A 24,340-nucleotide genomic window follows, 5' to 3' on the forward strand; every position below is an offset into this window, starting at 1 on the left:
CTGAGGTATGGCCGCCCGTCAGAAAGCCGATCCGGCCAAGACCCGGCAAGCCGTGTTGGCCGTCGCCGAGTGGTTGCGCGACGAAACCCGTCCGACGCCCGACCGCGACGCCCTGGCGACCGCCGTGCGCCTCACCGCACGCACCCTGGCCGCCGTCGCGCCCGGCGCCAGCGTCGAGGTCCGGATCCCGCCGTTCGTCGCGGTGCAGTGCGTTGCCGGGCCCAGGCATACCCGCGGCACGCCACCCAATGTGGTGGAGGCCGATCCACGGACATGGCTGCTGCTCGCCACCGGGATGGTGTCGCTGGCGCAGGCGAAGAGCGCCGGTGCGCTGACGTTATCGGGCTCCAGGGCGGGTGAAATCGACCACTGGCTACCCGTGATAGCGGTCGGCTGAACATCACCCTGAACTGCAGGTTTAGACTGGAGGCATGGATTATTCGGTGCCCAACACGCCTGCTGAATTCGGCGCTGAGGCCACCGTGCCCGTAGACTCCGTTACGTCACCAACCGTTCCCCAGGGAGCCGCCGACCCGTGACCGTCCAGGAACCCCAGCAGGACCTGAACTCGCCCCGTGAAGAGTGCGGCGTATTCGGGGTCTGGGCACCCGGCGAAGAAGTCGCCAAGCTCACGTACTACGGCTTGTACGCGCTGCAACATCGCGGCCAGGAGGCCGCGGGCATCGCGGTCGCCGACGGCTCCCAGGTGCTGGTGTTCAAAGACCTCGGCCTGGTCAGTCAGGTGTTCGACGAGCAGACGCTGGGCGCCATGCAAGGCCACGTCGCCATCGGGCACTGCCGCTACTCCACCACGGGCGACACCACGTGGGAAAACGCCCAGCCCGTGTTCCGTAATACCGCGGCGGGCACCGGAGTTGCGTTGGGGCACAACGGAAATCTGGTCAACACCGCCGAACTTGCGGCCCGCGCCCGCGACGCCGGGCTGATCGCCAAGCGCTGCCCAGCCCCGGCGACCACCGACTCGGACATCCTGGGCGCGCTGCTGGCCCACGGAGCGGCCGATTCCACCCTGGAACAGGCGGCGCTGGAACTGCTGCCGACCGTACGCGGCGCCTTCTGCCTGACGTTCATGGACGAGAACACGCTGTATGCGTGCCGCGACCCCTATGGGGTGCGCCCGCTGTCGCTCGGGCGGCTGGATCGCGGCTGGGTGGTGGCCTCCGAAACCGCCGCGCTCGACATCGTCGGCGCCTCGTTCGTGCGTGACATCGAACCGGGTGAACTGCTGGCCATCGACGCCGACGGGGTGCGCTCCACGCGTTTCGCCAACCCCACGCCCAAGGGCTGCGTGTTCGAGTACGTCTACCTGGCGCGTCCGGACAGCACGATCGCCGGCCGGTCCGTGCACGCCACCCGGGTCGAGATCGGGCGCCGGCTGGCCCGCGAATGCCCGGTCGAGGCCGACCTGGTGATCGGCGTGCCGGAGTCCGGCACCCCCGCCGCGGTGGGATACGCGCAGGAGTCCGGCATCCCCTATGGCCAGGGCCTGATGAAGAACGCCTACGTCGGGCGCACCTTTATCCAGCCCTCGCAGACCATCCGCCAGCTCGGCATCCGGTTGAAGCTCAACCCGCTGCGGGAGGTGATCCGCGGCAAGCGGCTCATCGTCGTCGACGACTCGATCGTTCGGGGAAACACGCAGCGGGCGTTGCTGCGAATGCTGCGCGAGGCCGGTGCCGTCGAGGTTCACGTGCGCATCGCCTCGCCACCGGTGAAGTGGCCGTGCTTCTACGGCATCGACTTCCCGTCACCGGCTGAGCTGATCGCCAACGCCGTCGAAGACGAGGCGGAAATGCTCGAAGCGGTGCGGCATGCGATCGGGGCTGACACCCTTGGCTACGTCTCGCTGCGGGGCATGGTCGCGGCTTCCGAGCAGCCGGCCTCGCGGCTGTGCACCGCGTGCTTCGACGGCAAGTATCCGATCGAACTGCCCAGCGAAACCGCGCTCGGCAAGAACGTCATCGAGCACATGCTCGCGAATGCGGCGCGGGGGTCCGGACTCGACGATCTGGCGCCCGGCGACGTACCCGAACTACCGGTTGCGCACTGACGACGTTTGATACCGGCGGCGAGCGCCGCCCGGTAGCCTTTATCGCGATGACGGATCCCGGAAAGAGCCCCGGACGCAGCCCGGGCAGCCAGGGCATCACCTACGCGACGGCCGGGGTGGACATTGAGGCCGGCGACCGCGCTGTCGAGTTGTTCAAGCCGCTGGCCACAAAGGCCACCAGGCCCGAGGTGCGCGGCGGGCTGGGCGGATTCGCCGGACTGTTCGCGCTGCGCGGCGGCTACCGCGAACCGGTGCTGGCGGCCTCCACCGACGGTGTGGGCACCAAGCTGGCAGTGGCTCAGGCCATGGACAAACACGACACCGTCGGCCTCGACCTCGTGGCGATGGTTGTCGACGACCTTGTGGTCTGCGGAGCCGAACCGCTCTTTCTGCAGGACTACATCGCCGTCGGCCGGACGGTGCCGGAACGGCTGAGCGCGATCGTCAGCGGCATCGCCGAGGGATGTGTGCGGGCGGGGTGCGCTCTGCTCGGCGGCGAGACTGCCGAACACCCGGGTCTGATGGAACCCGACCACTACGACATCTCGGCCACCGGCGTGGGCATTGTCGAGGCCGACGACGTGCTGGGCCCCGACCGCGTCAAACCCGGCGACGCCATCATCGCGCTGGGCTCGTCGGGCCTGCACTCCAACGGGTACTCGCTGGCGCGCACCGTCCTCCTCGAGATCGACCGGATGAACCTCGCCGGTTATGTGGAGGAGTTCGGCCGCACCCTGGGCGAGGAATTGCTGGAGCCCACCCGGATCTACGCCAAAGACTGCCTGGCACTGGCCGCCGAAACCCACGTCCGCACGTTCTGCCACGTCACCGGCGGAGGGCTGGCCGGAAACCTACAACGCGTCATCCCGCATGGCCTCACCGCCGAGATCGACCGCGGCACATGGACACCCGCGCCTGTGTTCGCGATGATCGCCCAGCGTGGCCGGGTTACGCGCGAGGAGATGGAAAAGACGTTCAACATGGGCGTCGGCATGATCGCCGTCGTGGCGCCCGAAGACACCGACCGCGCCCTCGCGATCCTGACCGCACGGCACTTGGACTGCTGGGTGTTGGGAACCGTCTGCAAGGGTGGAAAAGCGGGCCCGCGGGCCCGGCTGGTCGGACAACACCCAAGGTTCTAAGGGGCTGCGACAAAGCAAGGTGCCGATGCGAAATGCATCGGCACACAAGAGTGGTCTAGCGGCGCCAGTCGTCCTCGCGATCCCACGAGTCGTCTGCGGCCTCGCCGTTCAGCTCGTCGGAATCGTCGGCGCCCGTCCCTGACAGCTCGCGTTGGAGCCGCTGGAAGTCGGTCTGCGGGGAGCTGTACTTAAGTTCTCGAGCAACCTTGGTCTGCTTTGCCTTAGCCCGGCCGCGGCCCATGGGGGAACCCCCTCGCGCAATAACGGAGCGGCCTAACGAGTAGGCGGCTCCGATCTCTTGGTGTCGTTATTGTCCTGCCGACAGTTTACCGTGCCGTACGGTTGGGCGCCGGTGCCCCCTGCCCGCCGTGGCGGACCATATCGCCAATCATCGCGTACCTCCCCGCAACCGTTCAACGGCCAGCCGGCCCGCGCCGATCTGTTCGACGGCGGGCAGCGAGTCGGGGTCGATGACCGCGGCTTGGTCGCCGATCGCGAGCTCGGTGTCGGCGGGCAGCCCACGCTTGAGCAGTGCCAGCGCCACCGGCCCGAGGTCCACGTGGTCGACGACCGTTCCGAGGCGTCCGACGGTGCGACCACCGGCCAGCACCGCGTCGCCGGTCGAGGGTCGCTCCACCGAACCGTCGAGATGTAGCAACACCAGCATCCGCGGCGGTTTCCCGAGGTTGTGGACCCGCGCGACGGTCTCCTGTCCGCGATAGCAGCCCTTGTCCAGATGGACCGCGCCTTCACCGGGACCACCGATCCAGCCCACCTCGTGGGGGATGGTGCGCTCGTCGGTGTCGACGCCGAGCCGGGGACGACGGGCCGCGACTCGGTGGGCCTCGTAGGCCCACACTCCGGCCGGGCGAACGCCCGCCTGCTCCAGGCGGGCCTTCCAACCGTCCGCCTCGCCACGCGGTACGAGCAGGTCCAGTTCGATGTGGCCGGCAATCGCGGCGGGCATCCGGCGCACAAAACCGGCACCGGCGACCGGGACGGCAGTCAGCTCGGCCGGCAGGCTAGCCAGCCCCAGCACGTTGAGCACCGCATTGTCAGCCAGCCGTGGCCCCAGCAGCGACAGCACCGCCATGTCCGCGGCGGCCGCCGTCACGTCGGACCAGAACACCATCTTGCGCAGGTAGCTCAGCAGCGGTTCGCCCCGCCATGGCTCGGTATCGAGGTAGGTGGTGCCGCCCAGCTCGCTCTGGATCCAGTGGTCCTCGACCCGGCCCTGGCGGTCGAGGCTGAGGTTTTCGGTGCTGGCGCCCTCGGCGAGGTCGCTGACGTGTTGGGTCGAAATGTTGTGCAGCCAGGTCTGCCGGTCGCTTCCGGTGAGGGTGAGCACCGCGCGGTGCGCGCGGTCCACGACCACGGCATCGGTTTCGGCCGCCCGCTGCTCGCCCAGCGGATCGCCGTAGTGCCAGATCGCACCGGCGTCGGGGCCCTGATCGGGCGCAGGGACTGCAGTCATGCATCAACTCTACGGATCCGAGTGTGCGGCTAGCCGCACGCTCGACCCCGACGGTGCGGCTAGCCGCACGCTCGCGGCTAAGCTTCACCACCATGGGTGTGATCGTCACGCTGGACGGTGAGATACATCCGCCAGATGCCCCGCTGCTGCACGCCGACGACCTCGCGGCCGTTCGGGGCGACGGCATCTTCGAGACGCTACTGGTCCGCGACGGCACCGCGTGTCTGGTCGAAGCCCATCTGCAGCGGCTGACACAGTCGGCCAAATTCATGGATCTGCCCGAACCGGACCTCGCGAGCTGGCGGCACGCGATCGAGGTGGCGACGCGGCAGTGGGCCGCGAAGACCGCCGACGAGGGCGCGCTGCGTCTGATCTGCAGCCGGGGTCGCGAGAGCGGCTCGCCACCGACCGCCTATGTGATGGTCACCCCCGTCCCGGAACGAGTTGCCGCGGTCCGGCGCGACGGATTGTCGGCGGTCACGCTGGACCGCGGGTTGCCGGCTGCCGGCGCCGATGCGATGCCGTGGCTCCTGGCCGGCGCCAAAACTCTGTCGTACGCGGTCAACATGGCCGCCCTGCGCCATGCCGCCCGGCAGGGCGCCGGCGACGTGATCTTCGTCAGCTCGGACGGCTACATCCTGGAGGGCCCCCGCTCGACGGTCGTCATCGCCACCGACTCCGGGGCGGGTGATCCGTGCCTGCTGACGCCGCCGCCGTGGTATCCGATCCTGCGGGGCACCACGCAACAAGCCCTGTTCGAGGTGGCCAGGGGCAAGGGCTACGCCTGCGACTATCGGGCGCTGCGGATCGCGGATTTGCATGCCGCCCAAGGAATTTGGCTGGTGTCGAGCATGACGCTGGCCGCCCGCGTGCACACGCTCGACGGCCGGCCACTGCCCCGGTCCCCGCTGGCCGCCGAATTCGCCGAACTGGTGGACGCCGCGATCGTCAGCGATCGCTGAGCGCTGAATTCTGTTGTCGCCTCGCGCAATGGCGGGTACGGTCGGCCGTACACAAGGAAGGAGGTGGTCCGCGAAATTGATAGCTTCATGGACATGTGAGGTGGCTACGCGCTAGCTGCATTGGCTCGGAAGAGCTAGCGATCAACGCGCGCTGGCGAATTCCCCGTAGCCACCCGGCCCCCGAGCTTCCGGTCTGTCCAACCAGGAGCTTCGCTCGGGGGCCGTTCCATGTCAGGCCTCGGTCGGCGTAGCCGGCTGCGGAATCCACTGCCGCCAACCGCAATTACCCGGCGAACCGCGACAGCCGCGCCGAAAGGTGTGGCACCAGACCGCCGTCGGCGTCCACGCGTTCCTCGACGTAGGCCAGGTCGCCGCCCTCGACGATGCCGTAGAGGCGTTTGGCGCCGCCCACCAGCACGCCGGATCGGCTGCGGGCCAACGCATCGGTCACCAGTTCCCACGACGACTGCGTGCGCGGGCGCCCGTAGAACAGTTCGACGTAGCCGGCCGAATGGGCCAGCAGCAATTCGATGGCCTGCGACTCGCTCGGATCGTCGGGGTCGTTGACGAAGCGCCAGAAGCCCGTCTCGCGCAGGCCGGGTTCCTGGTAGTCGCCGGCGTCATCGAGCCGCCAAGAACGGGCTTCCCAATTCAGGTAGTCGCCGCCGTCGTGCGACACCACGATCTGCTGGCCGAATCGATAGTCGCCGTCGGCTCCGCGGCCCTCGCCTTCGCCGCGCCACACACCGACCAGCGGCAGCAGTGCCAGCAGCGTGTCATTGAGGTTGGCGCCCTCGCGCAGGTTGGCGGTATCGGCGGGAACGGGCAGATCGTCGAAGGCGGGGATGTTGCGGGATGCGGTCACCTTGGCGCGTTCGGCAGCGGCGGCCACGGCACGATCGCCGGAACCCGCGGAACCGGCCGGTCCGTGAGGGGCCTCGTCGGACGTCGCGCGCCGCTCTCCCCCGCAAGCGGGAGGTGCCCCCACCCCATCGCTACGCTCTGCATCGTCGCCGGCGCGGGTCACGACTCGTCAGTGATAAGCCGGTAGAGCGTGTACAGCGCGAACCATGAGATGAACACCGTCATCCCGACCAGGATGATCTCGAAGAAGAGCACCACGGGGGCAAGTCTATTCGTCCCCCGGCATGCGGGGCCTCCCGGTCAGGGGGCCGCCGTCAGGCGACCTTGACGTCCACCTCGTGGATGCCCGCGCCGGACGGCGTCACGACGGCGTCGCCGTTGCCGACGGCCGACAGCGCGCGCACGGTCCAGGAGCCCGGAGCGGCGAAGAACCGGAAGTCACCCGTGGCGGACGCGACGACCTCGGCCGTGAACTCGTCCGAAGAGTCCAGCAAGCGGACGAACGCGCCACCGACGGCCTGGCCGTCGCGGTCAACGACGCGGCCGGTGATCACCGTTTCCTTCTCCAGGTCGACGCTCGCGGGCAATGTCAGCCCTTGCTTCGGTCCAGAGCACATATCAACTTCCCAACTCGATCGGGGCACCCACCAGGGAGCCGTATTCCGTCCAACTGCCGTCGTAGTTCTTAACGTTCTTGTGTCCCAGCAATTCCTGCAGCACGAACCAGGTGTGCGACGAACGCTCCCCGATGCGGCAGTACGCGATCGTCTCTTTCGTGCCGTCCAGCCCGGCGTCGGCGTAGAGCTTGGCCAGCTCATCGTCGGACTTGAAGGTGCCGTCCTCGTTGGCGGCCTTGCTCCACGGGACGTTGATCGCGCCGGGGATGTGGCCCGGCCGCTGGCTCTGCTCCTGCGGCAGGTGCGCCGGCGCGAGGATCTTGCCGGAGAACTCGTCGGGTGAGCGCACGTCGACGAGGTTCTTGGTGTTGATGGCGGCGATGACCTCGTCGCGGAAGGCTCTGATGCTGTTGTCCGGCGCGGCCGCGGTATAAGAGGTCGCGGGTCTGCTGACGGTGTCGCTGGACAGCGGGCGCCTGTCGAGCTCCCACTTCTTGCGACCGCCGTCGAGCAGCTTGACCTTGTCGTGGCCGTAGAGCTTGAAGTACCAGTACGCGTAGGCGGCGAACCAATTGTTGTTGCCGCCGTAGAGGATCACGGTGTCGTCGTTGGAGATGCCGCGGTCGGAGAGCAGTTTGGAGAACTGCTGGGCGTCGACGAAGTCGCGCTTGACCGGGTCCTGCAAGTCGGTTCGCCAATCCAGCTTGATCGCGCCCGGGATGTGGCCGCCGTCGTAGGCGCTGGTGTCTTCGTCGACCTCGACGAAGACGACGTTCGCGGCGTCGAGATTGCTCTCGGCCCAGTCAGCGGAGACCAGGACGTCGGAGCGTGCCATGGTGGGGTTCCTTTCGGTTTCTTCTAACGAGGTGGTCAGCCGGGTTGCGCGGAACGGGCGGTCGGCCGGAAACGCGCGACGAGGGGGTAGAGCTGGCAGCCAAGGCAGATGCCGAAGGCCGCGTTCAGGAAGGCGGCCACCAGAGCCGCCGCGGTGGCGATGACGCCCAGCAGCGGCGCGCCACCGGCGAATCCGCCAATGCCGACGACCGCGAAGATCAGTCCGACGAGTTGGGCGAACTTCAGCGGCGGCACCGGTTCGCGCTCGGTGACCGGGTCCAGCCTGGGCGCCACGACGGCGGCGAAGACCCGCCCATAGGGATGCAGGCGCGGCCCGCCCACGGCACCGATGGCAAAGACCACCGCCTGCAGGCCCAGGATCAGCGCGGCGGCCCCGGCGCTGATGGCCGAGACGATCAGCGTGACGACCAGGACCGCGGTCGTGACCCAGGCGGCGAACCTGGGCCCGCGGACGTCAACGCGGTCCGGTTGGGTGCTGGTGTTGCTGCTTGACACGAACGACTCCTAGGTACGCCTATTGCACGGAAACGGTGGAGGCATGCCACGGTGGGGCTCCGGGCTGCTCCGAGAGCTACGCGGAAGGGCGCGGCTACTCAGCAGCTACAGCAACAACAACAACCCGCGATGCGGCACAGATCGACTGCGCGACGCTTGGTGAGCATGGGCTCGAGGCGGGCTGACACGTCGGCAAGCTTACCCAATGACATGGTGATCAAGCCAACAGCGGTTCGAGCGCCGACCGCAGCTCGGCGGCCTTAGGCACGCCCGACGCCCGGTATCGCTGTCGCCCGTCGATATCGAAGATCAATGTGGTGGGCAGTGACAGAACCGAAAATCGGCTGGCTGCCTGGGGATTGGCATCCAGGTCAACCTCGACGTGGGCTATGAAGCCTAGGTCGCCGAGGTCGTCGCAGACCTGGTCGACCACCCGGCGGACGCGATCACACGGTCCGCACCATGGCGCGCTGAAGTGCACGACGGTCGGTCCGCTGCGGGAAAGCCCTAGGTCAGCGGCATCCACGCCGGCGTCCGACTCCGACCGAACTTCGCGGATGTTTCCGGAGCGCCGGGTGAGCAACCATCCCGCCAGGGATGCCACCAGGACCGCCGCCACGATCGCGACGATGACGGTATTCACCTGCGCCACTCTCCCCCGCAAGCGGGAGGTGCCCCCACCTCATCGCTGCGCTCTGCATCGTCGTCGGCGCAATTCATGACTGTTTGAACCCGTCGAGGCTGACCGTTACTCCCCGCGTGACGCCCTCGATGATGACGTCGGAGCCGCGTGCGCCTTCGCTGGTGGGTGCGACGCCGAACGGAAGCCGCTGGTTGGGCAGCCTGGTGTTGAAGGCGCGCAACACCGCATCCCGCTTGTCATCCGGCACGGCTTGGTCGGCGGTGTCCGGCCCGGTCAGGACGCCGGTCGGCGTGAACAGCAGCGTCGCCTGGTCGTCGGGGGCGATGGAAAGGTCCACCGACACGCTGACCCGGTGCTCGAAGCCGGCCGAATGCGGCGTGCCGCTGAACACCAGTCCGTGGCTGTCGGAGATGCCCGACGCGGTGACGCCCCCGGTGGCGGTGTTGGTTTCCTTGGGTGGCGCCTCGACCATCAGGTCGCTGATGCCCATATACCGGCCCAGGTGCGTCGAGTCGACGATGATGCGGCTCTCCAGCCTGCTCACCGGGAGCTTCGCATCGGGCCTGATCAGCCAGGAGGCATGGGTCAGGTCGACCGAATACATCGTGGCCTCGAGGGTGGCCTTGCCGACCATCGCGTGATCAACGGCATTGGCCTTGATCTCGACCTGGTCGTAGTGGCCGCGCATCGCCTGCGGCACGAAAGGGAAAGCCAGGATCGCGACGAACGGGTCTGACCCCAGATTCGCCGCTTTGCGCACGTTGGACGACAGCCGGTATTCGGCGTAGATGCTGGCCCCGTAGTCGACGCCGACGGCGCCGACGGCGATCACGGCTACCGCGGCGGCCGCGATCATCCAGATCAGCACCCTGCGCATCCGCATATTGTGGCCTGTCCATCCGCGGGCCGCTGCACGGCGCCGGGCGGCGAGCGCTCTCGCTGCGGCCAGAGCGCTTCGTCACACTCCGCTCCGAAGGGCTTCGTCGCCGGGCCAACTGCCTGGTGGCACGTTATCGTTAGATGACCTGGCCACTAACGCTGCGTTGCGTTACCGATTTGGGAGATGCCTTTCCCACGAGCTGGAGGGGCTTGTTGGAGCTTTTACTGCTGACCTCGGAGCTGCATCCCGACCCGGTCCTGCCGTCGTTGTCGCTGCTGCCGCATACCGTCCGGACGGCGCCGCCAGAACCGTCCTCATTATTGGAGGCCGGAACGGCGGACGCCGTGCTCGTCGACGCGCGCACGGACCTGTCGTCGGCGCGCGGCCTGTGCCGTTTGCTGAGTACCGCCGGCCGGTCGGTCCCGGTCCTGGCGGTCGTCAGCGAGGGCGGCCTGGTGGCGGTCAGCGCCGATTGGGGTTTGGACGAAATCCTGCTGCCCAGCACCGGGCCGGCCGAGATCGACGCCAGACTGCGGCTGGTCATCGGCCGCCGCGGCGGGCTGGCGGACCAGGAAAGCGCGGGCAAGGTCAGCCTCGGCGAGCTGGTGATCGACGAAGGCACCTACACCGCGCGGTTGCGCGGGCGTCCGCTTGATCTGACCTACAAAGAGTTCGAGCTGCTGAAGTACCTGGCCCAGCATGCCGGCCGGGTGTTCACCCGCGCGCAACTGCTGCACGAGGTGTGGGGCTATGACTTCTTCGGCGGCACCCGGACCGTCGATGTGCACGTGCGGCGACTGCGGGCCAAACTCGGCCCCGAGTATGAGGCGTTGATCGGCACGGTACGCAACGTGGGTTACAAGGCCGTGCGGCCGGCGCGCGGGCGGGCGCCGGTTGCCGAACCCGAGGAGACCGAAGAGGCCCAGCCCGACACAGACGGCCTGGGGGACCCGCTGGGCGACCCGCTACGCACTCAGTGACCTCGTCGGACCGCGAGCCCGAATGGCGCTCCGCGCTGACCCCCGAAGAACAGCGCGGCGTGCGCGAACTCGTCTCGGCGGCAACCGAATTCGACGGCGTCGCACCCGTCGGCGAACAGGTGCTTCGAGAACTCGGCCACGACCGCACCGACCACCTGCTGGTCGCCGATTCGAACACTGCGATCCTCGGCTACCTCAACCTCAGCCCGCCACGCGATAGCGGCGCGGGGATGGCCGAGCTGGTGGTGCATCCGCACGCCCGCCGGCGCGGAATCGGCGCGGCACTGGCGCGCGCGGCTCTGGCCAAAACCGCAGGGCGCAACCAGTTTTGGGCACACGGCACCCTCGAGCCCGCGCAGGCCGCCGCGTCGGCGCTGGGTTTGATCCCCGTGCGCGAACTGGTGCAGATGCGGCGCTCGCTGCGCGATGTCCCCGATACCGTGGCCCCGGTGCCGGGGGTCAAGGTCCGCACCTACGCGGGCGCCGGCGACGACGCCGAGTTACTGCGGGTCAACAACGCCGCGTTCGTCGAGCATCCCGAGCAGGGTGGCTGGACGGAAGTCGAGTTGGCGGAGCGGCGCAGCGAACCGTGGTTCGACCCGGCCGGCTTGTTCCTGGCGTTCGCCGATGCCGCGAGTGAGCAGGCGGGCAGGCTGCTGGGCTTCCACTGGACCAAAGTGCACCTCGATCAGCCGGGTCTGGGCGAGGTGTACGTCCTGGGCGTCGACCCGTCCGCGCAGGGCCGCGGACTGGGGCAGCTGTTGACGGCCATCGGCATCGAATCGCTCGCACGGCGGCTCGCCGACTCCGCCGAACCGACGGTGATGCTCTACGTGGAGTCCGACAACGTCGCGGCCGTGCGGACCTACGAACGTTCGGGTTTCACCACCTACAGCGTCGACACCGCCTACGCGCCGCCCGCCCGCTGAGCCGAGGCGCAGGTACACGCCGCGCGGGCCCCGCAGTATTCACTGCACGTTCACATGCTCGCCACTCGCATGGGTGCCCTCGACGCATACTTTCGCGGTGACTTGGCAGACTTCCCTTGGGGGAGTGGCCGCCGGCGCCACAAGCGTCCGCGATGCGCGAGAAAGCGAGATCGGTGAGGCTCGACAGGGTGGGGAGGACGCTGGCGGCCGCGATGTTGACGATGCTGGTCGGTGGCGGGGCCCTGGCGGGCTGTGGCAGCGACGGCAACCGGGGCGCCTCGGCGGCCACCCCGGGAGCCGCCGGCACGGCGGGCTGTGCCGGCAAGGACGGGCTGACCGCGGACGGCTCGACCGCTCAGCAGCACGCGATGGAGCTGTTCAACCAGGCGTGGGGCCGGTCCTGCCCGGGCAAGCGCGTGGCCTACAACCCGACCGGCTCGGGCGCCGGCCGGGAGCAGTTCATCGCGGGACACGTCGACTTCGCTGGAGCCGACTCCCCGCTGGTCGCCGAACAAATCGGCCCGGCCGCCAAACGCTGCGCCGGAAACCCGGCGTGGGATCTGCCATTGGTGTTCGGGCCGGTTGCGCTGGTCTACAACCTGCCTGGCATCGGCGGGCTGGTCCTCAGTAGCGACGCGCTGGCGAGAATCTTCAGCGGCAGGATTTCGGCCTGGAACGATCCGATACTCGCTGCGCTCAATCCGGGCGTGGCCCTGCCGGACACCAAAATCGCGCCGATCTATCGGTCGGATTCGTCGGGAACGACCGACAACGTGCAGAAGTATCTGACGGCCGCCGCGCCGCAGACCTGGACCAGGGGCGTCGGCACCGACTTCCAGGGCGGTGTCGGCAGAGGCGCCACGAAGTCGGGTGGCGTGATTCAGGCGGTCCAGGCCACGCCGGGCGCCATCGGATACGTCGAGAAACGCTTCGCCGATCACGCCCACCGGCCGTACGCCCGGATCGACACCGGCAACGGCGTGGTTGCGCTCAGCGCCGACACGGCACGCAACGCCGTCAACGCGGCCGGCTTCGTGACCGACGGCAACGACCTGGTGCTGGACCTGAACCCGATGTACGACGCGAAAGACCCGCACGCCTACCCGCTGGTGCTGGCTACCTACGAAATCGTGTGCTCGAAGGGCTACGATCCCGACACCGCCCGGGCGATCAAGTCGTTCCTCACCGTGGCCGCCAACGACGGTCAGGCCGGGCTCTCGGCGGCCGGCTATGTTCCGCTGCCCGATAAAGTCAAGGAGCGATTGGTCGCCGCGATCGACGCAATGCAGTAGGCCATGGGCATAAGGAGCGAGAGCTGTGACGGGATCACCGCGCCCTTTCCGGAGTCGCTCGTTGGCCCAGTTGTGGGGTGCCGCGTCAACCCTCATTCTGATGATCGCGGTTATCGGGCCGTAGGCAGGAGTAGTTAGTGGCCAAGCGATTGGACCTGAAAGACGTCAACATCTACTACGGGACGTTTCACGCTGTCTCGGATGTGTCGTTGTCGATCCTGCCCCGCAGCGTCACGGCCTTCATCGGGCCGTCCGGCTGCGGTAAGACCACCGTGCTGCGCACGCTCAACCGGATGCATGAGGTGATCCCCGGCGCCCGGGTCGAGGGCAGCGTGCTGCTCGACGACGAAAACATCTATGCCGCCAATATCGACCCGGTGGGGGTTCGCCGCGCGATCGGGATGGTGTTCCAGCGGCCAAATCCGTTCCCCGCCATGTCGATTCGGGACAACGTGGTGGCCGGCCTGAAACTCCAGGGCGTACGCAATCGCAAGCTGCTCGACGAGACCGCCGAGTATTCGCTGCGCGGTGCGAACCTGTGGGACGAGGTGAAGGACCGGATGGACAGGCCGGGCGGTGGGTTGTCTGGTGGGCAGCAGCAGCGCTTGTGCATCGCGCGGGCCATCGCTGTCCAACCCGATGTGTTGCTGATGGATGAGCCGTGCTCCTCGCTGGACCCGATCTCGACGATGGCTATCGAAGACCTGATCAGTGAGTTGAAGCAGGACTACACGATCGTCATCGTCACGCACAACATGCAGCAGGCCGCCCGGGTGAGCGATCAGACGGCGTTTTTCAACTTGGAAGCGGTAGGAAAGCCCGGCCGGCTGATCGAGATCGACGACACCGAGAAAATCTTCTCCAACCCCACTCAGAAAGCCACCGAGGACTACATCTCCGGCCGCTTCGGCTGATGCGCGGCGGACGCCGCGTCGTCCTCGGGGAATCTGCCGGTCGCCTGGAAGATCACGCGCCTGGCCACTTCGACCGCGTGGTCGGCGAAGCGCTCGTAGAACCGGCCCAGCAACGTCACGTCGACGGCGGCGGCCACGCCGTATTTCCATTCCCGGTCCATCAGCACCGAGAACAGGTGCCGGTGCAGGTCGTCCATGGCGTCGTCTTCTTCGCGGATCCGGGCCGCCTTCTCCGGGTCGCGGGACAACACCACCTCTTGGGCGCTGTTGCCCAATTCGACTGCGACTCTGCCCATCTCGGCGAAGTAACCATTGACCTCTTCGGGCAGCGCGTGCTGGGGGTGGCGCCGACGGGTGATCTTGGCGACGTGTAAGGCCAGCGCGCCCATCCGGTCGATGTCGGCCACCATCTGAATGGCGCTCACGATAGATCTCAGGTCACCGGCGACCGGCGCCTGCAACGCCAGCAGCACAAACGCGCTCTCCTCGGCGTGCGCGCTCAGCCTGGCGATCTTTTCGTGGTCGGAGATCACCTGCTCGGCCAGCACCAGGTCGGCCTGCAGCAGGGCCTGCGTTGCCCGCTCCATGGCGATCCCGGCCAGCCCGCACATCTCGCCGAGCCGCTCGGACAATTCCGCGAGCTGCTCATGGTAGGCGGTCCGCATGTCCTCAAGACTACGTTCTCGAGGCCGAAAAAGGCGGTCGACTGACGCGAGAAACCGTTAACCGCAGGTGGTGTCGGCGGCGTTGGTGACGCTCAGGTCGTCGGGCAGCTTGGTCGGTGCGCTTCCCGAACCACGCTCTATCTGCATGCTGATCGGCGAACCGCTCGGCGCCGGTGTGCTCACCGAGTTGAAGTCGGGGCCTAGCACCACCTGGACGACCTGCCCGTAGCCGGAGACCCGCTGCACCTTTGCGTTGGCGAACGACGACGCCACCGCGGCCGCGGCCTGTTCGTTGCCGGGCGAGAACAACACCGTCGTCGAGTTCACCGAACTCGGGTAGTCATCGGGCGTCATCACGTTGAAGCCGTCGCGCTTGAGCTGGGTGGTGGCGGTCGCGGCGAGACCGGTTCGCGCGGTCGCGTTGGATACCCGCACCGTGACGTCCTGCGGGGAGGCCGCCGTGACCTGCTGGCGTTGCGCCTCCGGAGCGGCGCTCGGGGGTGTCGTCTTCTTGGTGGTGGGCGCGGTCGTCGGACCCGAGGCTTGGGAAGTCCCCAAATTCCTTGCGTTCTGGTCGTTTTCCTCCGGCAACGGATCGTCGTTGATGATCGCATCGAATAGCGCCCGCATATCGGCCATGCGCGGCGGCTCGTCCCCGTTCTGGTCCGTGACGCCGGTCGGAACGGTGACAAACGTCATGTGTCCGGCCGCCATGCCCTGCAACGACTGACCCAGCTGGACGAGGTCCCTGGTCTTGACGTTGTCGACGTAGGTGTCGCCGATCACCAAATTGACGACGTTGTTGAGCTTGTTGAGATCGAGCAACGTGTCCTCGGAGATCAACGCACGCAGCAGCGACGACAAGAACAGCTGCTGGCGTTTGATGCGGCCGTAGTCACCGTTGGTCTCGGTGGTGACCTGACGCGCCCGCACATAATTCAATGCGGTTGGGCCATCGAGGACTTGACGTCCGCTGTGTTCCAAGACCGTGCCCAGTTCGTAGTCGTGCAGCGGCGTGGTGGAGCACACCTCGACACCGCCCAGGGCATCGACCATCCTCGCGAAACCGGAAAAGTCAACGGCGATGAAACGGTTGATGTTCAAGCCGGACAGCTTCTGAATTTCCTTCACCAGACACTTGGGACCGCCGAAGGCGAACGCCGAGTTCAGCTTGGTCTCGGTGTAGATCATCTTGGGGCCCCACGTCTTGGTCTTCGCGTCGAAAAGGGGTCCGTACTTGGCCGTGTTGGGATTCCAGGCCTCACATTGCATCGGGGTGATCGCCAGGTCGCGGGGGAACGACACCGCCACGACGCGTTTGCGGTTCGCCGGGATGTTGACCAACATCACCGTGTCCGACCGCTGGCCGTCGGCGGCGTCGGTGTCGCCGGCGCCCATGTTGGCGTTGTCCCCGGCGCGCGAGTCGACCCCGACGATCAAGAAGTTTTCGTCACCGTACTGTCCACCGGGGTCGCGAATGTCGCCCGAGTCCGGGTCGAGCGCGTTGATCGTGTTGAGGCGGCTGTTTTTCGACGTGCTCCACTGCCACGCCCCGCCGGTGAGAACCAGCGCAAGCACGGCGAACAACGCCGTCAGTGAGCGCCCGGCGAGCAGCAGCGGCCGCCGCCGCGATTTGAGTTTTCGTAGCGGCGCCTCGGCGGTGTCGCCGGGCTCATCGACCGGCGGGTCGAAGGTGTCATCGAGGTCGGCGAGGTCGGAGACGACGTCGAGCGAGTACGCCGGGGTGTCGATGACCTGGGTGTCCTGCAGAGCGTTGGGTATTTCCGGCTCGGCGATATCCGGGGCGAAGTGGTGGTGGCTGGGCCGCCTGCCGGCCGGGCCACCCACTTTGGCGATCAGGTCGGCGACGCTGACTCCACCGGAGGTGTGGCAGCCCCCGGGCTCGTCGTCACCGGCTTCGGGCTCGACCGGGCGCTCGATAACGGGCCGCGCGGACTCGATGAGGGAAGGCTCGGGCTGCCATCGGTGGACGCCTTCATTGAGCTCCGGCTCGGAGAACCGCTCCCACGGCGCGGGACGAAGCGTCGGTAGTGGGCGGGCGCTGGACGCACGCCGACGGCCGGGAGTGGCGTCGTACTCGCCGTCACCCATGTCCTACCGGCCTCCGAATCTCTGATGCGGACGTCAGTGGTGTCCGTGTGCGCGTTAACCGGGTAACCCGATCCGCCGCAGAACGCAATGCAACAAAGCCCACATCGTACTGAGTTATCCCGCGGGACGCGATTTCAAGAGCGCTCGGGTTCAGCCGCCGGAGTGCATGACGTCCGCCCCGGCCGGCACGGTGCAGTCGTCCGGGTCGGTCAGCCAACCCTCGGGCAGGGCCACTCGGGCGGGCGAACCCTGCCGGCCCCGGGGCCCGGTCGCCGCGTCCGGGAAAGCGACGGTGCAGTCCAATCGATCCAGCAGGGAGTCGAGTTCGGTCAGCGTGCTGACCATCGCCAGCGCGCGGCGCAGCTCCGATCCGGCGGGAAAGCCGTGCAGGTACCAGGCGATGTGCTTGCGGATGTCGCGCATGCCCTTGTCTTCGCCGAAGTGCGCGGCCAGCAGCTGCCCGTGCCGGCGGACAATGTCGGCGACCTCGCCCAGCGTGGGCGGGACGGGCGGGGGGCTGCCGGTGAACGCGGCCGACAGTTCGGCGAAAAGCCAGGGCCGGCCGAGGCATCCGCGGCCGATGACCACGCCGTCGCATCCGGTGCTGGCCATCATTGCCAGCGCGTCGCTGGCGTCGTAGATGTCGCCGTTGCCGAGCACGGGGATGGTCGTGACCTGCTGCTTGAGCAGCGCGATCTGTTCCCAATCGGCGGTGCCGGAATAGCGTTGCGCCGCCGTGCGGGCGTGCAGCGCGACCGCCGCAGCGCCCTCAGCTTCGGCGATGCGACCGGCATCCAGGTGGGTGTGGTGGTCGTCGTCGATGCCGATGCGGAACTTGACGGTCACCGGTATGGCGGTGCCCTCGGTGGCGCGGACGGCAGCGGCGACGATCTGGCCGAACAGCCGCCGCTTGAACGGCAGCGCCGCCCCGCCGCCGCGCTTGGTCACTTTGGGCACCGGGCAGCCGAAGTTCATGTCGATGTGGTCGGCCAGGCCTTCGTCGGCGATCATCTTGGCGGCCGCGTAGGTGGTGGCGGGGTCGACGGTGTAGAGCTGCAGCGAGCGTGGCGACTCGTCCGGGGAGAACGTCGTCATGTGCATCGTGACGGGGTGGCGCTCGACGAGCGCACGCGCCGTCACCATTTCGCAGACGTACAGCCCGCTGACGGTGCCGACCTTCGCCTGCTCCAACTCGCGGCACAGCGTCCGGAATGCGACGTTGGTCACACCCGCCATCGGCGCCAGCACCACCGGGCTGGCGACCGCGATGGAACCGATGCGCACCGCTTGGTTACCGCCGGCTCATGGTCAGCGTGCCCGCGGTCTGGTGCAGCTCAGCTGCGGTCGTCTTCTTGCCGGTGCGGGCTTCCCGATCGAGCTGGCGCTGCTTGGACACCTCGAACTTGTCGCAGGTCGTCTCGAGTTCCTTGATCAGCAGGGCGAGGTCCTCGCGCAATTCGGCCGCCTCACCCGTGATGTCCTCGCGCTCGAAGAAGCGCCACTTCTTCAGAATCGGCATCACGACCTCGTCGAGATGGATTCGAGGGTCGTACACGCCGCCGACGGCGATGAAGACGGCCTTGCGCCGGAACTCGGGCACCTGGAAGCCGGGCATCTGGAAGTTGCGCAGGATCTTGTGCAACGACTTCGTCGCCCGATTGGGATCGATCGCGAACCCGGCCTCGCTGACGTCCCGGTAGAAGATCATGTGCAGGTTTTCGTCGGCCGAGATCTTGGCCAGCAGTTGGTCGGCGATGGTCTCGTTGCAGGCCTTGCCGGTGTTGCGGTGCGAAATGCGGGTCGCCAGCTCCTGGAAGGTGACGTAGATGACGGAGTCGAAGAGGCTCTCGGCGAACAGGTCTTCTCGAACCTGGTGGTTCTGGCCGGGGCTGAAGCCGCGGTTCACCACCTCAAGCCGCAGCTTCTCCAATTCGACCGGGTCGACCGCGCGGGTCACCACCAGGTAGTCCCGCAGCGCGATCCCGTGCCGGTTCTCCTCGGCGGTCCAGCGGTTGACCCACTGCCCCCAGGCGCCGTCCATGCCGAAGTTCATCGCGATCTCGCGGTGATACGAGGGCAGGTTGTCCTCGGTCATCAGGTTCTGCACCATCGCCACCTGGGCGAGGTCGGACAGCTTGCTCTGCTCGGGGTCCCAGTCCTGCCCGCCGAGCGCGTAGAAGTTCTTTCCGTCCGACCACGGGATGTAGTCGTGCGGGTTCCAATTCTTGTGCATGCTTTCGTGCCGGTTCAGGTACTTCTCGACGACCGGCTCGAGTTCATGCAACAGCTGTAGGTCGGTCAGCTCAGCTGACATAGTGCCTCCAGTTATCTGTGTCGATTGGTAGCAGTCAATATATCTGTGTACCTCAGTAGCATCAAGTTCCCTCGCCGCACGTCAGGTCACAGTTCGATCCGCGCCCGGTGACGACCTCTACTCGGATTTTCCCAGCTCAGGCGTGGGGACAAAGGGGGCCGCGGTGTTGAACAGCATGCTGACGCAGTAGTCGATGAATTCCTTGCGGGTGGCCCCGAGCTGCCCGTTCAGGTACGCGGTGAACAGACTGGACAGGCCGCCGACCAGGCTGGTCGCGATCATCTTCTGCAAAACGGGATCGCCGATCCGCGACAGCTTGCGCTGCAGCAGCTCGATGAAGTTGGGCATCCACTCCGCGCCCGACCGGGTCAGTATCGGCTCGACGGCCGGTGCCAGCAGCAGCACGCGCCCGCGCACGGGGTCGTCGACCATCAGCTCGACGAATTGTTCGACGGCTTCCCGAGGGGTCTTCGCCGACGTAAGGGTGCTCATCGCCCGGGTGCACACGTCGTCGTAGACCGCGCGCACGAATTCGTCACGGTCGGAAAAGCTTTCGTAGAAATAGCGTTCGGTCAGTGCGGCCTTGCGGCACACCGCACGGACGGTCAGCGCGGGCCCGCGTTCGCTGCCCAGCAACTGCACCCCGGCGTCGATGAGGTTGTCGCGGCGCAGGGCCAGGCGACTCTCCAGGGGGACGCCGGTCCAACGGCCCCGTCGTTGACTGGGCTCCACATGGCTCCTAAGCTGAAAACTGACAACGCATGTAGTCAGAATCTCGGATAGCTAGCAGGGAATCCAACCGTGACTCAACATACGTCCGCAGCGCGCCCGCTGACCAGCGCCGCAGCCCCGAGCGAGTCGGCTGGGGTGGCGGGCGGTTGTCCGGTCTCGCCGCTCGGCTACGACGCGCCGCCCAGTCCGCTCGGACCCGACTCCCTGACCTGGCGGTACTTCGGGGATTGGCGCGGCATGCTGCAGGGGCCGTGGGCGGGTTCGATGCAAAACATGCACCCGCAACTGGGCGCGGCCGTCATCGATCACTCGACGTTCTTCCGGGAACGGTGGCCCCGGCTGCTGCGGTCGTTGTATCCGATCGGCGGCGTCGTTTTCGACGGGGAACGCGCCCCGGTCACCGGCGGCGAGGTCCGTGATTACCACACCAACATCAAGGGCGTCGACGATCAGGGCCGCCGCTACCACGCCTTGAACCCCGATGTCTTCTACTGGGCGCACGCCACCTTCTTTGTCGGCACTATTCATGTGGCCGAACGGTTTTGCGGCGGCGTGAGCGAGGCGCAGAAGCGCCAGCTGTTCGACGAACACATCGACTGGTATCGGATGTACGGCATGAGCATGCGGCCGGTGCCGGCGTCCTGGGAGGAATTCCAGGACTACTGGGACCACATGTGCCGCAACGTATTGGAGAACAATGAGGCGGCACGTGCCGTGCTTGATCTGACCGTGCTACCCAAACCTCCTTTCGCCCAAGGGGTTCCGGATTGGCTATGGGCCGCACAACGCAAATTGCTGGCACCGTTCTTCGTCTGGCTCACCGTCGGCCTTTACGATCCGCCGGTGCGTGAGCTGATGGGCTACCGCTGGTCGCGCCGCGACGAATGGCTGCACCGCCGCTTCGGCGACCTCGTTCGTCTCGTATTCGCTTTCGTGCCAAGCCGATTCCGAAAGCACCCGCGGGCCCGCGCCGGCTGGGACCGTGCCGCGGGGAGAATCTCGCGCGACACCCCGCTGGTGCAGACTCCCGCGCGTAACTTGCCGCCATTGGACGAGCGCGGCGACCCAAAGCACTACTGCCCCAAGGTCTCCTAACTTAGCGGCGATTCGGCGACTGCCTTCAGTCCACCGTCACCGCGGTGATGACGGGGGACCCCGGGACCGGCATGCTCGGCGTTGAACACGGCATCGATCACGAGCTGTCGGACGTGGTCGTTCTCCAGGCTGTAGAAGATGGTGGTGCCGTCCCTGCGGGTGCGCACGAGACGTGCCATCCGCAGCTTCGCGAGGTGCTGGGAAACCGACGGCGCGGGCTTGCCCACATGCTCGGCGAGTTCGTTGACCGACATCTCGCGATGCGTCAGCGACCAGAGCACCTGCACGCGGGTGGCGTCGGCCAGCATCCGGAAGACCTCGACCACCAGGCTGGCCTGGTCGTCGGGCAACCGGCCTTCGCCATTACCTGCATGCATACGCAGATAGTAACGGGAAAGGCCGCGTGCGGGTTCAGGACGACGGGACGTCGGTGGATCGACGCCGACCGCCGTTGCGGTCGTTCCACAAGCGATAGACGTCCACGGCGTCGTCCCGGGGTTCGTAGCGCATCGGCAGGCGCCGCTGGTCCCAGCTCTTGGCGAATTCGTCGTAGAAGGACGAGACCTCGAAGTATTTGCGGTCGTCCAGGTAGTACCGCTCGTATGACTCGCGGGTGATCAGGAAGACGACTTCTTTGGGTGAGCAGTAGTACAGCGAACCCAGGCACATTGGGCACGGGTGGGCCATCACATAGATCGTGGCGTCGACGAGGTCCTCGGTGCCCAGCTTCATGCACGCCTCCCGGATGGCCAGGATTTCCGCGTGTGCGGTCGGATCGTTGGTCTGCGCCACCTTGTTGGCGCTCTCGGCGAGAACCTGGCCGCCCTGAATGATCACCGTCGCGAAGGGCCGGCCGCCCTCGGCGACGTTCTGGCGGGCCAGGTCGATCGTGCGCTGGGCGAAGTCGGTCACAGCTCGGAGGGTAGTCGCGAGGGCCCGGGAAGCGGCCTGTGATAGTAACCAGACTGTCTATATTTTTCGGGCTGGGATGAGGGAACACATGGCGCGCACCGATAGCGATCGCTGGGATCTTGCGACCAGTGTCGGGGCGACGGCGACGATGGTCGCCGCCCAGCGGGCGCTGTCTTCCGACGCGAAGTACATCGATGACCCGTTCGCGGCGCCGTTGGTGCGCGCGGTGGGAATCGATGTCTACGTCCGATTGGTCAACGGGCAGATCCCGGTCGGCGGGGATTCCGAATTCGATCCACACCGCATGGCTCGGGGGATGGCTTGCCGCACCAGGTTCTACGACCAATTCTTTCTCGACGCCGCACGGGGCGGGGTTGGCCAGGCGGTAATCCTGGCGGCCGGTCTCGACGCGCGCGCCTACCGGCTGCCGTGGCCGGCGGGCACCGTGGTCTACGAGGTCGACATGCCGGAGGTGATCGAGTTCAAGACCCTGACGCTCGGCGACCTCGGCGCCGAGCCGAGCGCCGAACGGCGCACCGTGGGCATCGATCTGCGCGACGACTGGGCCGCCGCGCTGCAGGAGGCGGGCTTTGACCCGCAGGCCCCCGCGGCGTGGAGCGCCGAAGGATTGCTGGTGTATTTGCCGGACGCGGCGCAGGATGCGCTGTTCGACAACGTCACCGCGCTGAGCGCCCGCGGCAGTCGGCTCGCGTTTGAATTCGTGCCCGACACTGCGATTTTCGCCGACGAGCGGTGGCGCGCGCACCACGACCGGATGAGTGAACTGGGGTTCGAAATCGACTTCAACGATCTCGTCTATCACGGCTCGCGCAGCCACATCGTCGACCATCTGAACGAGCGCGGCTGGCAGACCTCGACCCGCACGGTGGCGGAGTTGCACGCGGCCAACGGTTTCACCTACCCCGACGACGACGTCGCCGCGGCGTTCGCCGACGTGACCTACTCCAGCGCGGTGCTCGCGCGCTGAGCCCTACGAACGAAGCGGGTCGTCCTGCGGGCGGCCGATGAGCATTTCCTGAAACACGGCGCGGGCGGGGTCGTACAGACTGCGGAATGTCTCGCGCACCGTTTCCCGGTCGTATTCGGGTATCGAGCCGACCGGTGTCCAGAAGCTGTCGATATCTAGCAGGAAAAACGGTCCGGGCTGGACCGGTATCGTCCGGCGCAGGTGGTAGTTCGGATCAAGCGCCTGGCCCAAACCCGGGCCGTAGCGCACGATGATCGACTTGCCCGGTTGCGCCTCGCGATAGACCGCGGCGCCTTGCCACTCGGTCAGTGTCAGGCCGCCGGGTGCGACCTGCTGGGGCCCCAGCAGAGGCTCGGCGATCCCGCTGGCCCAGTCGATGCGACCATCCGCGCCCACGGGGACACGTGCCTCCAGGACATACCGCAGACCGATGCGCTCCACTCCCACGATCGACGAGACCTGCGAGCGGGCGTCGACGACCCGCATCGTGACGTCGACCAACGAGTCGAAGTCCGTGTACGCGGTCGTCTCCACGACGAGCGCCTGGGTTTTCAACGAGGCGGCGAGCGTGTTGTCCCGGTTGACGTAGCGGGCGAAGCGCTCCGTGGTCGGAGTCGGACTTCCGCCGGCGCCCATCGCCCAAGCCATGTCTTGGCCCTGGCGTTCGATCGGCAGGTATTCGAAGAGCAGGTTTTTCAGTTCTTTGCTCGACGATTCGGTGGGGGAATCCGTTGCCGGGTGACGGATTTCCAGCGTAACCAGGGCTACCGGGGCGTTGGGGGAGGCCGCGTCGCCGCTCATCCTGCGAAGCATAGCCAAGCCGTCTGCCGGGTAGGGAGTGCCAGCCCATCACCCGAAGCCAACAATGTCGAGCAACAGCCCAGGTCACGCGCCTCTCGGTGCCCCCACTAGGACTCGAACCTAGGACCTGCGGATTAAAAGTCCGTAGCTCTACCAACTGAGCTATAGGGGCCGCGGAGATTCAGGATACTGGGTTGGGAACGGCGCCCGAACGGCGCTCGTTTGAGGATTCGGCACGCGGTAACCTAAGCTGACGTGGCTCCCAACGGTAACCACGTTGCGAGTACCCCGGAGTGATTCGGTTCTGGCCCCCATCGTCTAGTGGCCTAGGACGCCGCCCTTTCACGGCGGTAGCACGGGTTCGAATCCCGTTGGGGGTACGCGCGACGCGGTGACGCGGAGCAGCAGCAAGGCCCTGTGGCGCAGTTGGTTAGCGCGCCGCCCTGTCACGGCGGAGGTCGCGGGTTCGAGTCCCGTCAGGGTCGCCAGCGCGGCGAGGCACTCGCTGCCTTCCGGCCAGGTAGCTCAGTCGGTATGAGCGTCCGCCTGAAAAGCGGAAGGTCGGCGGTTCGATCCCGCCCCTGGCCACCAAGCATCGAGCGA

General features: G+C 67.1%; 27 protein-coding genes and 4 tRNA genes. 13 read left to right on the forward strand and 18 right to left on the reverse strand.

Features of this window, described 5'->3' with window-relative positions; all coding sequences use genetic code 11:
* The first annotated feature begins 7 nt into the window (after positions 1–7).
* The 3 genes from ACQI5H_RS11055 to purM all read left to right on the forward strand — a co-directional run bounded on the left by ACQI5H_RS11055 (position 8) and on the right by purM (position 3,213).
* Positions 8–397 carry a sterol carrier family protein gene (locus tag ACQI5H_RS11055; RefSeq protein ID WP_427079429.1) on the forward strand — a complete coding sequence of 130 codons (390 nt, stop codon included), beginning with the start codon at positions 8–10 and terminating at the stop codon, positions 395–397.
* Between the two features lie 138 nt (positions 398–535).
* Entirely contained in the window at positions 536–2,071 is a 1,536-nt protein-coding gene (gene purF / locus ACQI5H_RS11060; RefSeq protein ID WP_076064326.1) for an amidophosphoribosyltransferase, read from the forward strand.
* Between the two features lie 47 nt (positions 2,072–2,118).
* Positions 2,119–3,213: a phosphoribosylformylglycinamidine cyclo-ligase gene (purM, locus tag ACQI5H_RS11065; RefSeq protein WP_076122629.1), complete on the forward strand. Its 1,095-nt coding sequence runs from the start codon at positions 2,119–2,121 to the stop codon at positions 3,211–3,213.
* 55 nt (positions 3,214–3,268) lie between these two features.
* Here the strand turns inward: purM and ACQI5H_RS11070 are convergent, their stop codons facing one another.
* Both ACQI5H_RS11070 and ACQI5H_RS11075 read right to left on the reverse strand, forming a co-directional pair.
* Positions 3,269–3,454 carry a DUF3073 domain-containing protein gene (locus tag ACQI5H_RS11070; RefSeq protein WP_427079430.1) on the reverse strand — a complete coding sequence of 62 codons (186 nt, stop codon included), beginning with the start codon at positions 3,452–3,454 and terminating at the stop codon, positions 3,269–3,271.
* A 147-nt stretch (positions 3,455–3,601) separates the two neighbouring features.
* Positions 3,602–4,687: a YgfZ/GcvT domain-containing protein gene (locus tag ACQI5H_RS11075; protein WP_427079431.1), complete on the reverse strand. Its 1,086-nt coding sequence runs from the start codon at positions 4,685–4,687 to the stop codon at positions 3,602–3,604.
* A 98-nt stretch (positions 4,688–4,785) separates the two neighbouring features.
* On the opposite strand from ACQI5H_RS11075, the gene ACQI5H_RS11080 reads away from it, so the two are divergent.
* Positions 4,786–5,649 (forward strand): aminodeoxychorismate lyase, encoded by an 864-nt coding sequence (locus ACQI5H_RS11080; RefSeq protein ID WP_427079584.1) that lies wholly within the window; start codon positions 4,786–4,788, stop codon positions 5,647–5,649.
* Positions 5,650–5,932: 283 nt separating this feature from the next.
* Here ACQI5H_RS11080 and ACQI5H_RS11085 read toward each other — a convergent pair whose 3' ends face one another.
* The 7 genes from ACQI5H_RS11085 to lmeA form a co-directional block, all read right to left on the reverse strand.
* Positions 5,933–6,541, reverse strand: coding sequence for an FABP family protein (locus ACQI5H_RS11085; protein ID WP_427079432.1), 609 nt, complete (start codon positions 6,539–6,541; stop codon positions 5,933–5,935).
* Between the two features lie 286 nt (positions 6,542–6,827).
* On the reverse strand, positions 6,828–7,130 hold the full coding sequence (locus ACQI5H_RS11090; protein WP_076064332.1) for a DUF1416 domain-containing protein: 303 nt from the start codon (positions 7,128–7,130) through the stop codon (positions 6,828–6,830).
* A 1-nt stretch (position 7,131) separates the two neighbouring features.
* Entirely contained in the window at positions 7,132–7,965 is an 834-nt protein-coding gene (locus tag ACQI5H_RS11095) for a sulfurtransferase (protein WP_427079433.1), read from the reverse strand.
* A 35-nt stretch (positions 7,966–8,000) separates the two neighbouring features.
* Positions 8,001–8,480, reverse strand: coding sequence for a DUF4395 domain-containing protein (locus ACQI5H_RS11100; protein ID WP_427079434.1), 480 nt, complete (start codon positions 8,478–8,480; stop codon positions 8,001–8,003).
* 98 nt (positions 8,481–8,578) lie between these two features.
* Positions 8,579–8,692 (reverse strand): Ms5788A family Cys-rich leader peptide, encoded by a 114-nt coding sequence (locus ACQI5H_RS11105; RefSeq protein ID WP_369805001.1) that lies wholly within the window; start codon positions 8,690–8,692, stop codon positions 8,579–8,581.
* Between the two features lie 5 nt (positions 8,693–8,697).
* Positions 8,698–9,123 carry a thioredoxin family protein gene (locus ACQI5H_RS11110; RefSeq protein ID WP_427079435.1) on the reverse strand — a complete coding sequence of 142 codons (426 nt, stop codon included), beginning with the start codon at positions 9,121–9,123 and terminating at the stop codon, positions 8,698–8,700.
* Positions 9,124–9,196: 73 nt separating this feature from the next.
* Positions 9,197–10,006: a mannan chain length control protein LmeA gene (gene lmeA, locus ACQI5H_RS11115; protein WP_427079436.1), complete on the reverse strand. Its 810-nt coding sequence runs from the start codon at positions 10,004–10,006 to the stop codon at positions 9,197–9,199.
* A 206-nt stretch (positions 10,007–10,212) separates the two neighbouring features.
* Between lmeA and ACQI5H_RS11120 the strand changes: the two genes are divergently transcribed.
* The 4 genes from ACQI5H_RS11120 (at position 10,213) to pstB (ending at position 14,118) form a co-directional block, all read left to right on the forward strand.
* A complete protein-coding gene (locus tag ACQI5H_RS11120; RefSeq protein ID WP_427079437.1) occupies positions 10,213–10,983 on the forward strand; it encodes a winged helix-turn-helix transcriptional regulator in 771 nt (256 codons plus the stop codon).
* Positions 10,980–11,912 carry a mycothiol synthase gene (mshD, locus tag ACQI5H_RS11125; protein ID WP_427079438.1) on the forward strand — a complete coding sequence of 311 codons (933 nt, stop codon included), beginning with the start codon at positions 10,980–10,982 and terminating at the stop codon, positions 11,910–11,912. Before ACQI5H_RS11120 ends, mshD begins: the two co-directional genes overlap by 4 nt.
* Before the next feature lie 173 nt (positions 11,913–12,085).
* Positions 12,086–13,204 carry a phosphate ABC transporter substrate-binding protein PstS gene (pstS, locus tag ACQI5H_RS11130; protein WP_427079439.1) on the forward strand — a complete coding sequence of 373 codons (1,119 nt, stop codon included), beginning with the start codon at positions 12,086–12,088 and terminating at the stop codon, positions 13,202–13,204.
* Between the two features lie 137 nt (positions 13,205–13,341).
* Positions 13,342–14,118 carry a phosphate ABC transporter ATP-binding protein PstB gene (gene pstB / locus ACQI5H_RS11135; RefSeq protein ID WP_076122619.1) on the forward strand — a complete coding sequence of 259 codons (777 nt, stop codon included), beginning with the start codon at positions 13,342–13,344 and terminating at the stop codon, positions 14,116–14,118.
* On the opposite strand, the gene phoU is transcribed toward pstB, so the two are convergent.
* From phoU to ACQI5H_RS11160, 5 genes are all read right to left on the reverse strand, one after another.
* A complete protein-coding gene (gene phoU / locus ACQI5H_RS11140; protein WP_427079440.1) occupies positions 14,094–14,783 on the reverse strand; it encodes a phosphate signaling complex protein PhoU in 690 nt (229 codons plus the stop codon). The two genes, pstB and phoU, sit on opposite strands and share 25 nt — an antisense overlap.
* Before the next feature lie 57 nt (positions 14,784–14,840).
* Positions 14,841–16,895 carry an LCP family protein gene (locus ACQI5H_RS11145; protein ID WP_427079441.1) on the reverse strand — a complete coding sequence of 685 codons (2,055 nt, stop codon included), beginning with the start codon at positions 16,893–16,895 and terminating at the stop codon, positions 14,841–14,843.
* 150 nt (positions 16,896–17,045) lie between these two features.
* The gene (gene dusB / locus ACQI5H_RS11150) at positions 17,046–18,179 is read right to left on the reverse strand and encodes a tRNA dihydrouridine synthase DusB (protein WP_427079442.1); all 1,134 of its coding nucleotides are present in this window, start codon (positions 18,177–18,179) and stop codon (positions 17,046–17,048) included.
* A 7-nt stretch (positions 18,180–18,186) separates the two neighbouring features.
* Entirely contained in the window at positions 18,187–19,209 is a 1,023-nt protein-coding gene (locus ACQI5H_RS11155) for an acyl-ACP desaturase (protein ID WP_427079443.1), read from the reverse strand.
* Positions 19,210–19,326: 117 nt separating this feature from the next.
* A complete protein-coding gene (locus tag ACQI5H_RS11160; RefSeq protein WP_427079444.1) occupies positions 19,327–19,941 on the reverse strand; it encodes a TetR/AcrR family transcriptional regulator in 615 nt (204 codons plus the stop codon).
* Between the two features lie 69 nt (positions 19,942–20,010).
* Here ACQI5H_RS11160 and ACQI5H_RS11165 point away from each other — a divergent pair, with 69 nt between their 5' ends.
* Complete coding sequence (locus ACQI5H_RS11165; RefSeq protein WP_427079445.1) at positions 20,011–21,036, forward strand: oxygenase MpaB family protein; 1,026 nt, start codon at positions 20,011–20,013, stop codon at positions 21,034–21,036.
* Here ACQI5H_RS11165 and ACQI5H_RS11170 read toward each other — a convergent pair.
* Positions 21,033–21,413, reverse strand: a complete 381-nt coding sequence (locus ACQI5H_RS11170; protein WP_427079446.1) for an ArsR/SmtB family transcription factor — start codon at positions 21,411–21,413, stop codon at positions 21,033–21,035. The genes ACQI5H_RS11165 and ACQI5H_RS11170 overlap by 4 nt on opposite strands.
* Before the next feature lie 34 nt (positions 21,414–21,447).
* Complete coding sequence (locus ACQI5H_RS11175) at positions 21,448–21,948, reverse strand: nucleoside deaminase (RefSeq protein WP_427079447.1); 501 nt, start codon at positions 21,946–21,948, stop codon at positions 21,448–21,450.
* Positions 21,949–22,036: 88 nt separating this feature from the next.
* On the opposite strand from ACQI5H_RS11175, the gene ACQI5H_RS11180 reads away from it, so the two are divergent.
* A complete protein-coding gene (locus ACQI5H_RS11180; RefSeq protein ID WP_427079448.1) occupies positions 22,037–22,936 on the forward strand; it encodes an SAM-dependent methyltransferase in 900 nt (299 codons plus the stop codon).
* A 3-nt stretch (positions 22,937–22,939) separates the two neighbouring features.
* Here ACQI5H_RS11180 and ACQI5H_RS11185 read toward each other — a convergent pair whose 3' ends face one another.
* Positions 22,940–23,749, reverse strand: a complete 810-nt coding sequence (locus ACQI5H_RS11185) for a TIGR04255 family protein (protein WP_427079449.1) — start codon at positions 23,747–23,749, stop codon at positions 22,940–22,942.
* A gap of 87 nt (positions 23,750–23,836) precedes the next feature.
* A tRNA-Lys gene (locus ACQI5H_RS11190) sits at positions 23,837–23,909 on the reverse strand.
* A 135-nt stretch (positions 23,910–24,044) separates the two neighbouring features.
* Here ACQI5H_RS11190 and ACQI5H_RS11195 point away from each other — a divergent pair.
* From ACQI5H_RS11195 to ACQI5H_RS11205, 3 genes are all read left to right on the forward strand, one after another.
* Positions 24,045–24,117: transfer RNA gene (locus ACQI5H_RS11195), tRNA-Glu, on the forward strand.
* A gap of 31 nt (positions 24,118–24,148) precedes the next feature.
* A tRNA-Asp gene (locus tag ACQI5H_RS11200) sits at positions 24,149–24,225 on the forward strand.
* Between the two features lie 26 nt (positions 24,226–24,251).
* A tRNA-Phe gene (locus ACQI5H_RS11205) sits at positions 24,252–24,328 on the forward strand.
* Positions 24,329–24,340 lie beyond the last annotated feature (12 nt).

Origin of the sequence: Mycobacterium heidelbergense, from assembly GCF_050205645.1 — a bacterium.
Lineage (GTDB): Bacteria > Actinomycetota > Actinomycetes > Mycobacteriales > Mycobacteriaceae > Mycobacterium > Mycobacterium heidelbergense_A.

What these genes read in the sequence shown, in the direction of transcription:
- ACQI5H_RS11055 (WP_427079429.1), top strand. Translation starts at nt 8, where the DNA reads ATGGCCGCCCGTCAGAAAGCCGATCCGGCCAAGACCCGGCAAGCCGTG.
- purM (WP_076122629.1), top strand. Translation starts at nt 2,119, where the DNA reads ATGACGGATCCCGGAAAGAGCCCCGGACGCAGCCCGGGCAGCCAGGGC.
- ACQI5H_RS11070 (WP_427079430.1), bottom strand. Translation starts at nt 3,454, where the DNA reads ATGGGCCGCGGCCGGGCTAAGGCAAAGCAGACCAAGGTTGCTCGAGAA.
- ACQI5H_RS11075 (WP_427079431.1), bottom strand. Translation starts at nt 4,687, where the DNA reads ATGACTGCAGTCCCTGCGCCCGATCAGGGCCCCGACGCCGGTGCGATC.
- ACQI5H_RS11090 (WP_076064332.1), bottom strand. Translation starts at nt 7,130, where the DNA reads ATGTGCTCTGGACCGAAGCAAGGGCTGACATTGCCCGCGAGCGTCGAC.
- ACQI5H_RS11095 (WP_427079433.1), bottom strand. Translation starts at nt 7,965, where the DNA reads ATGGCACGCTCCGACGTCCTGGTCTCCGCTGACTGGGCCGAGAGCAAT.
- ACQI5H_RS11105 (WP_369805001.1), bottom strand. Translation starts at nt 8,692, where the DNA reads ATGTCATTGGGTAAGCTTGCCGACGTGTCAGCCCGCCTCGAGCCCATG.
- lmeA (WP_427079436.1), bottom strand. Translation starts at nt 10,006, where the DNA reads ATGCGGATGCGCAGGGTGCTGATCTGGATGATCGCGGCCGCCGCGGTA.
- phoU (WP_427079440.1), bottom strand. Translation starts at nt 14,783, where the DNA reads ATGCGGACCGCCTACCATGAGCAGCTCGCGGAATTGTCCGAGCGGCTC.
- ACQI5H_RS11145 (WP_427079441.1), bottom strand. Translation starts at nt 16,895, where the DNA reads ATGGGTGACGGCGAGTACGACGCCACTCCCGGCCGTCGGCGTGCGTCC.
- ACQI5H_RS11155 (WP_427079443.1), bottom strand. Translation starts at nt 19,209, where the DNA reads ATGTCAGCTGAGCTGACCGACCTACAGCTGTTGCATGAACTCGAGCCG.
- ACQI5H_RS11170 (WP_427079446.1), bottom strand. Translation starts at nt 21,413, where the DNA reads ATGCATGCAGGTAATGGCGAAGGCCGGTTGCCCGACGACCAGGCCAGC.
- ACQI5H_RS11180 (WP_427079448.1), top strand. Translation starts at nt 22,037, where the DNA reads ATGGCGCGCACCGATAGCGATCGCTGGGATCTTGCGACCAGTGTCGGG.
- ACQI5H_RS11185 (WP_427079449.1), bottom strand. Translation starts at nt 23,749, where the DNA reads ATGCTTCGCAGGATGAGCGGCGACGCGGCCTCCCCCAACGCCCCGGTA.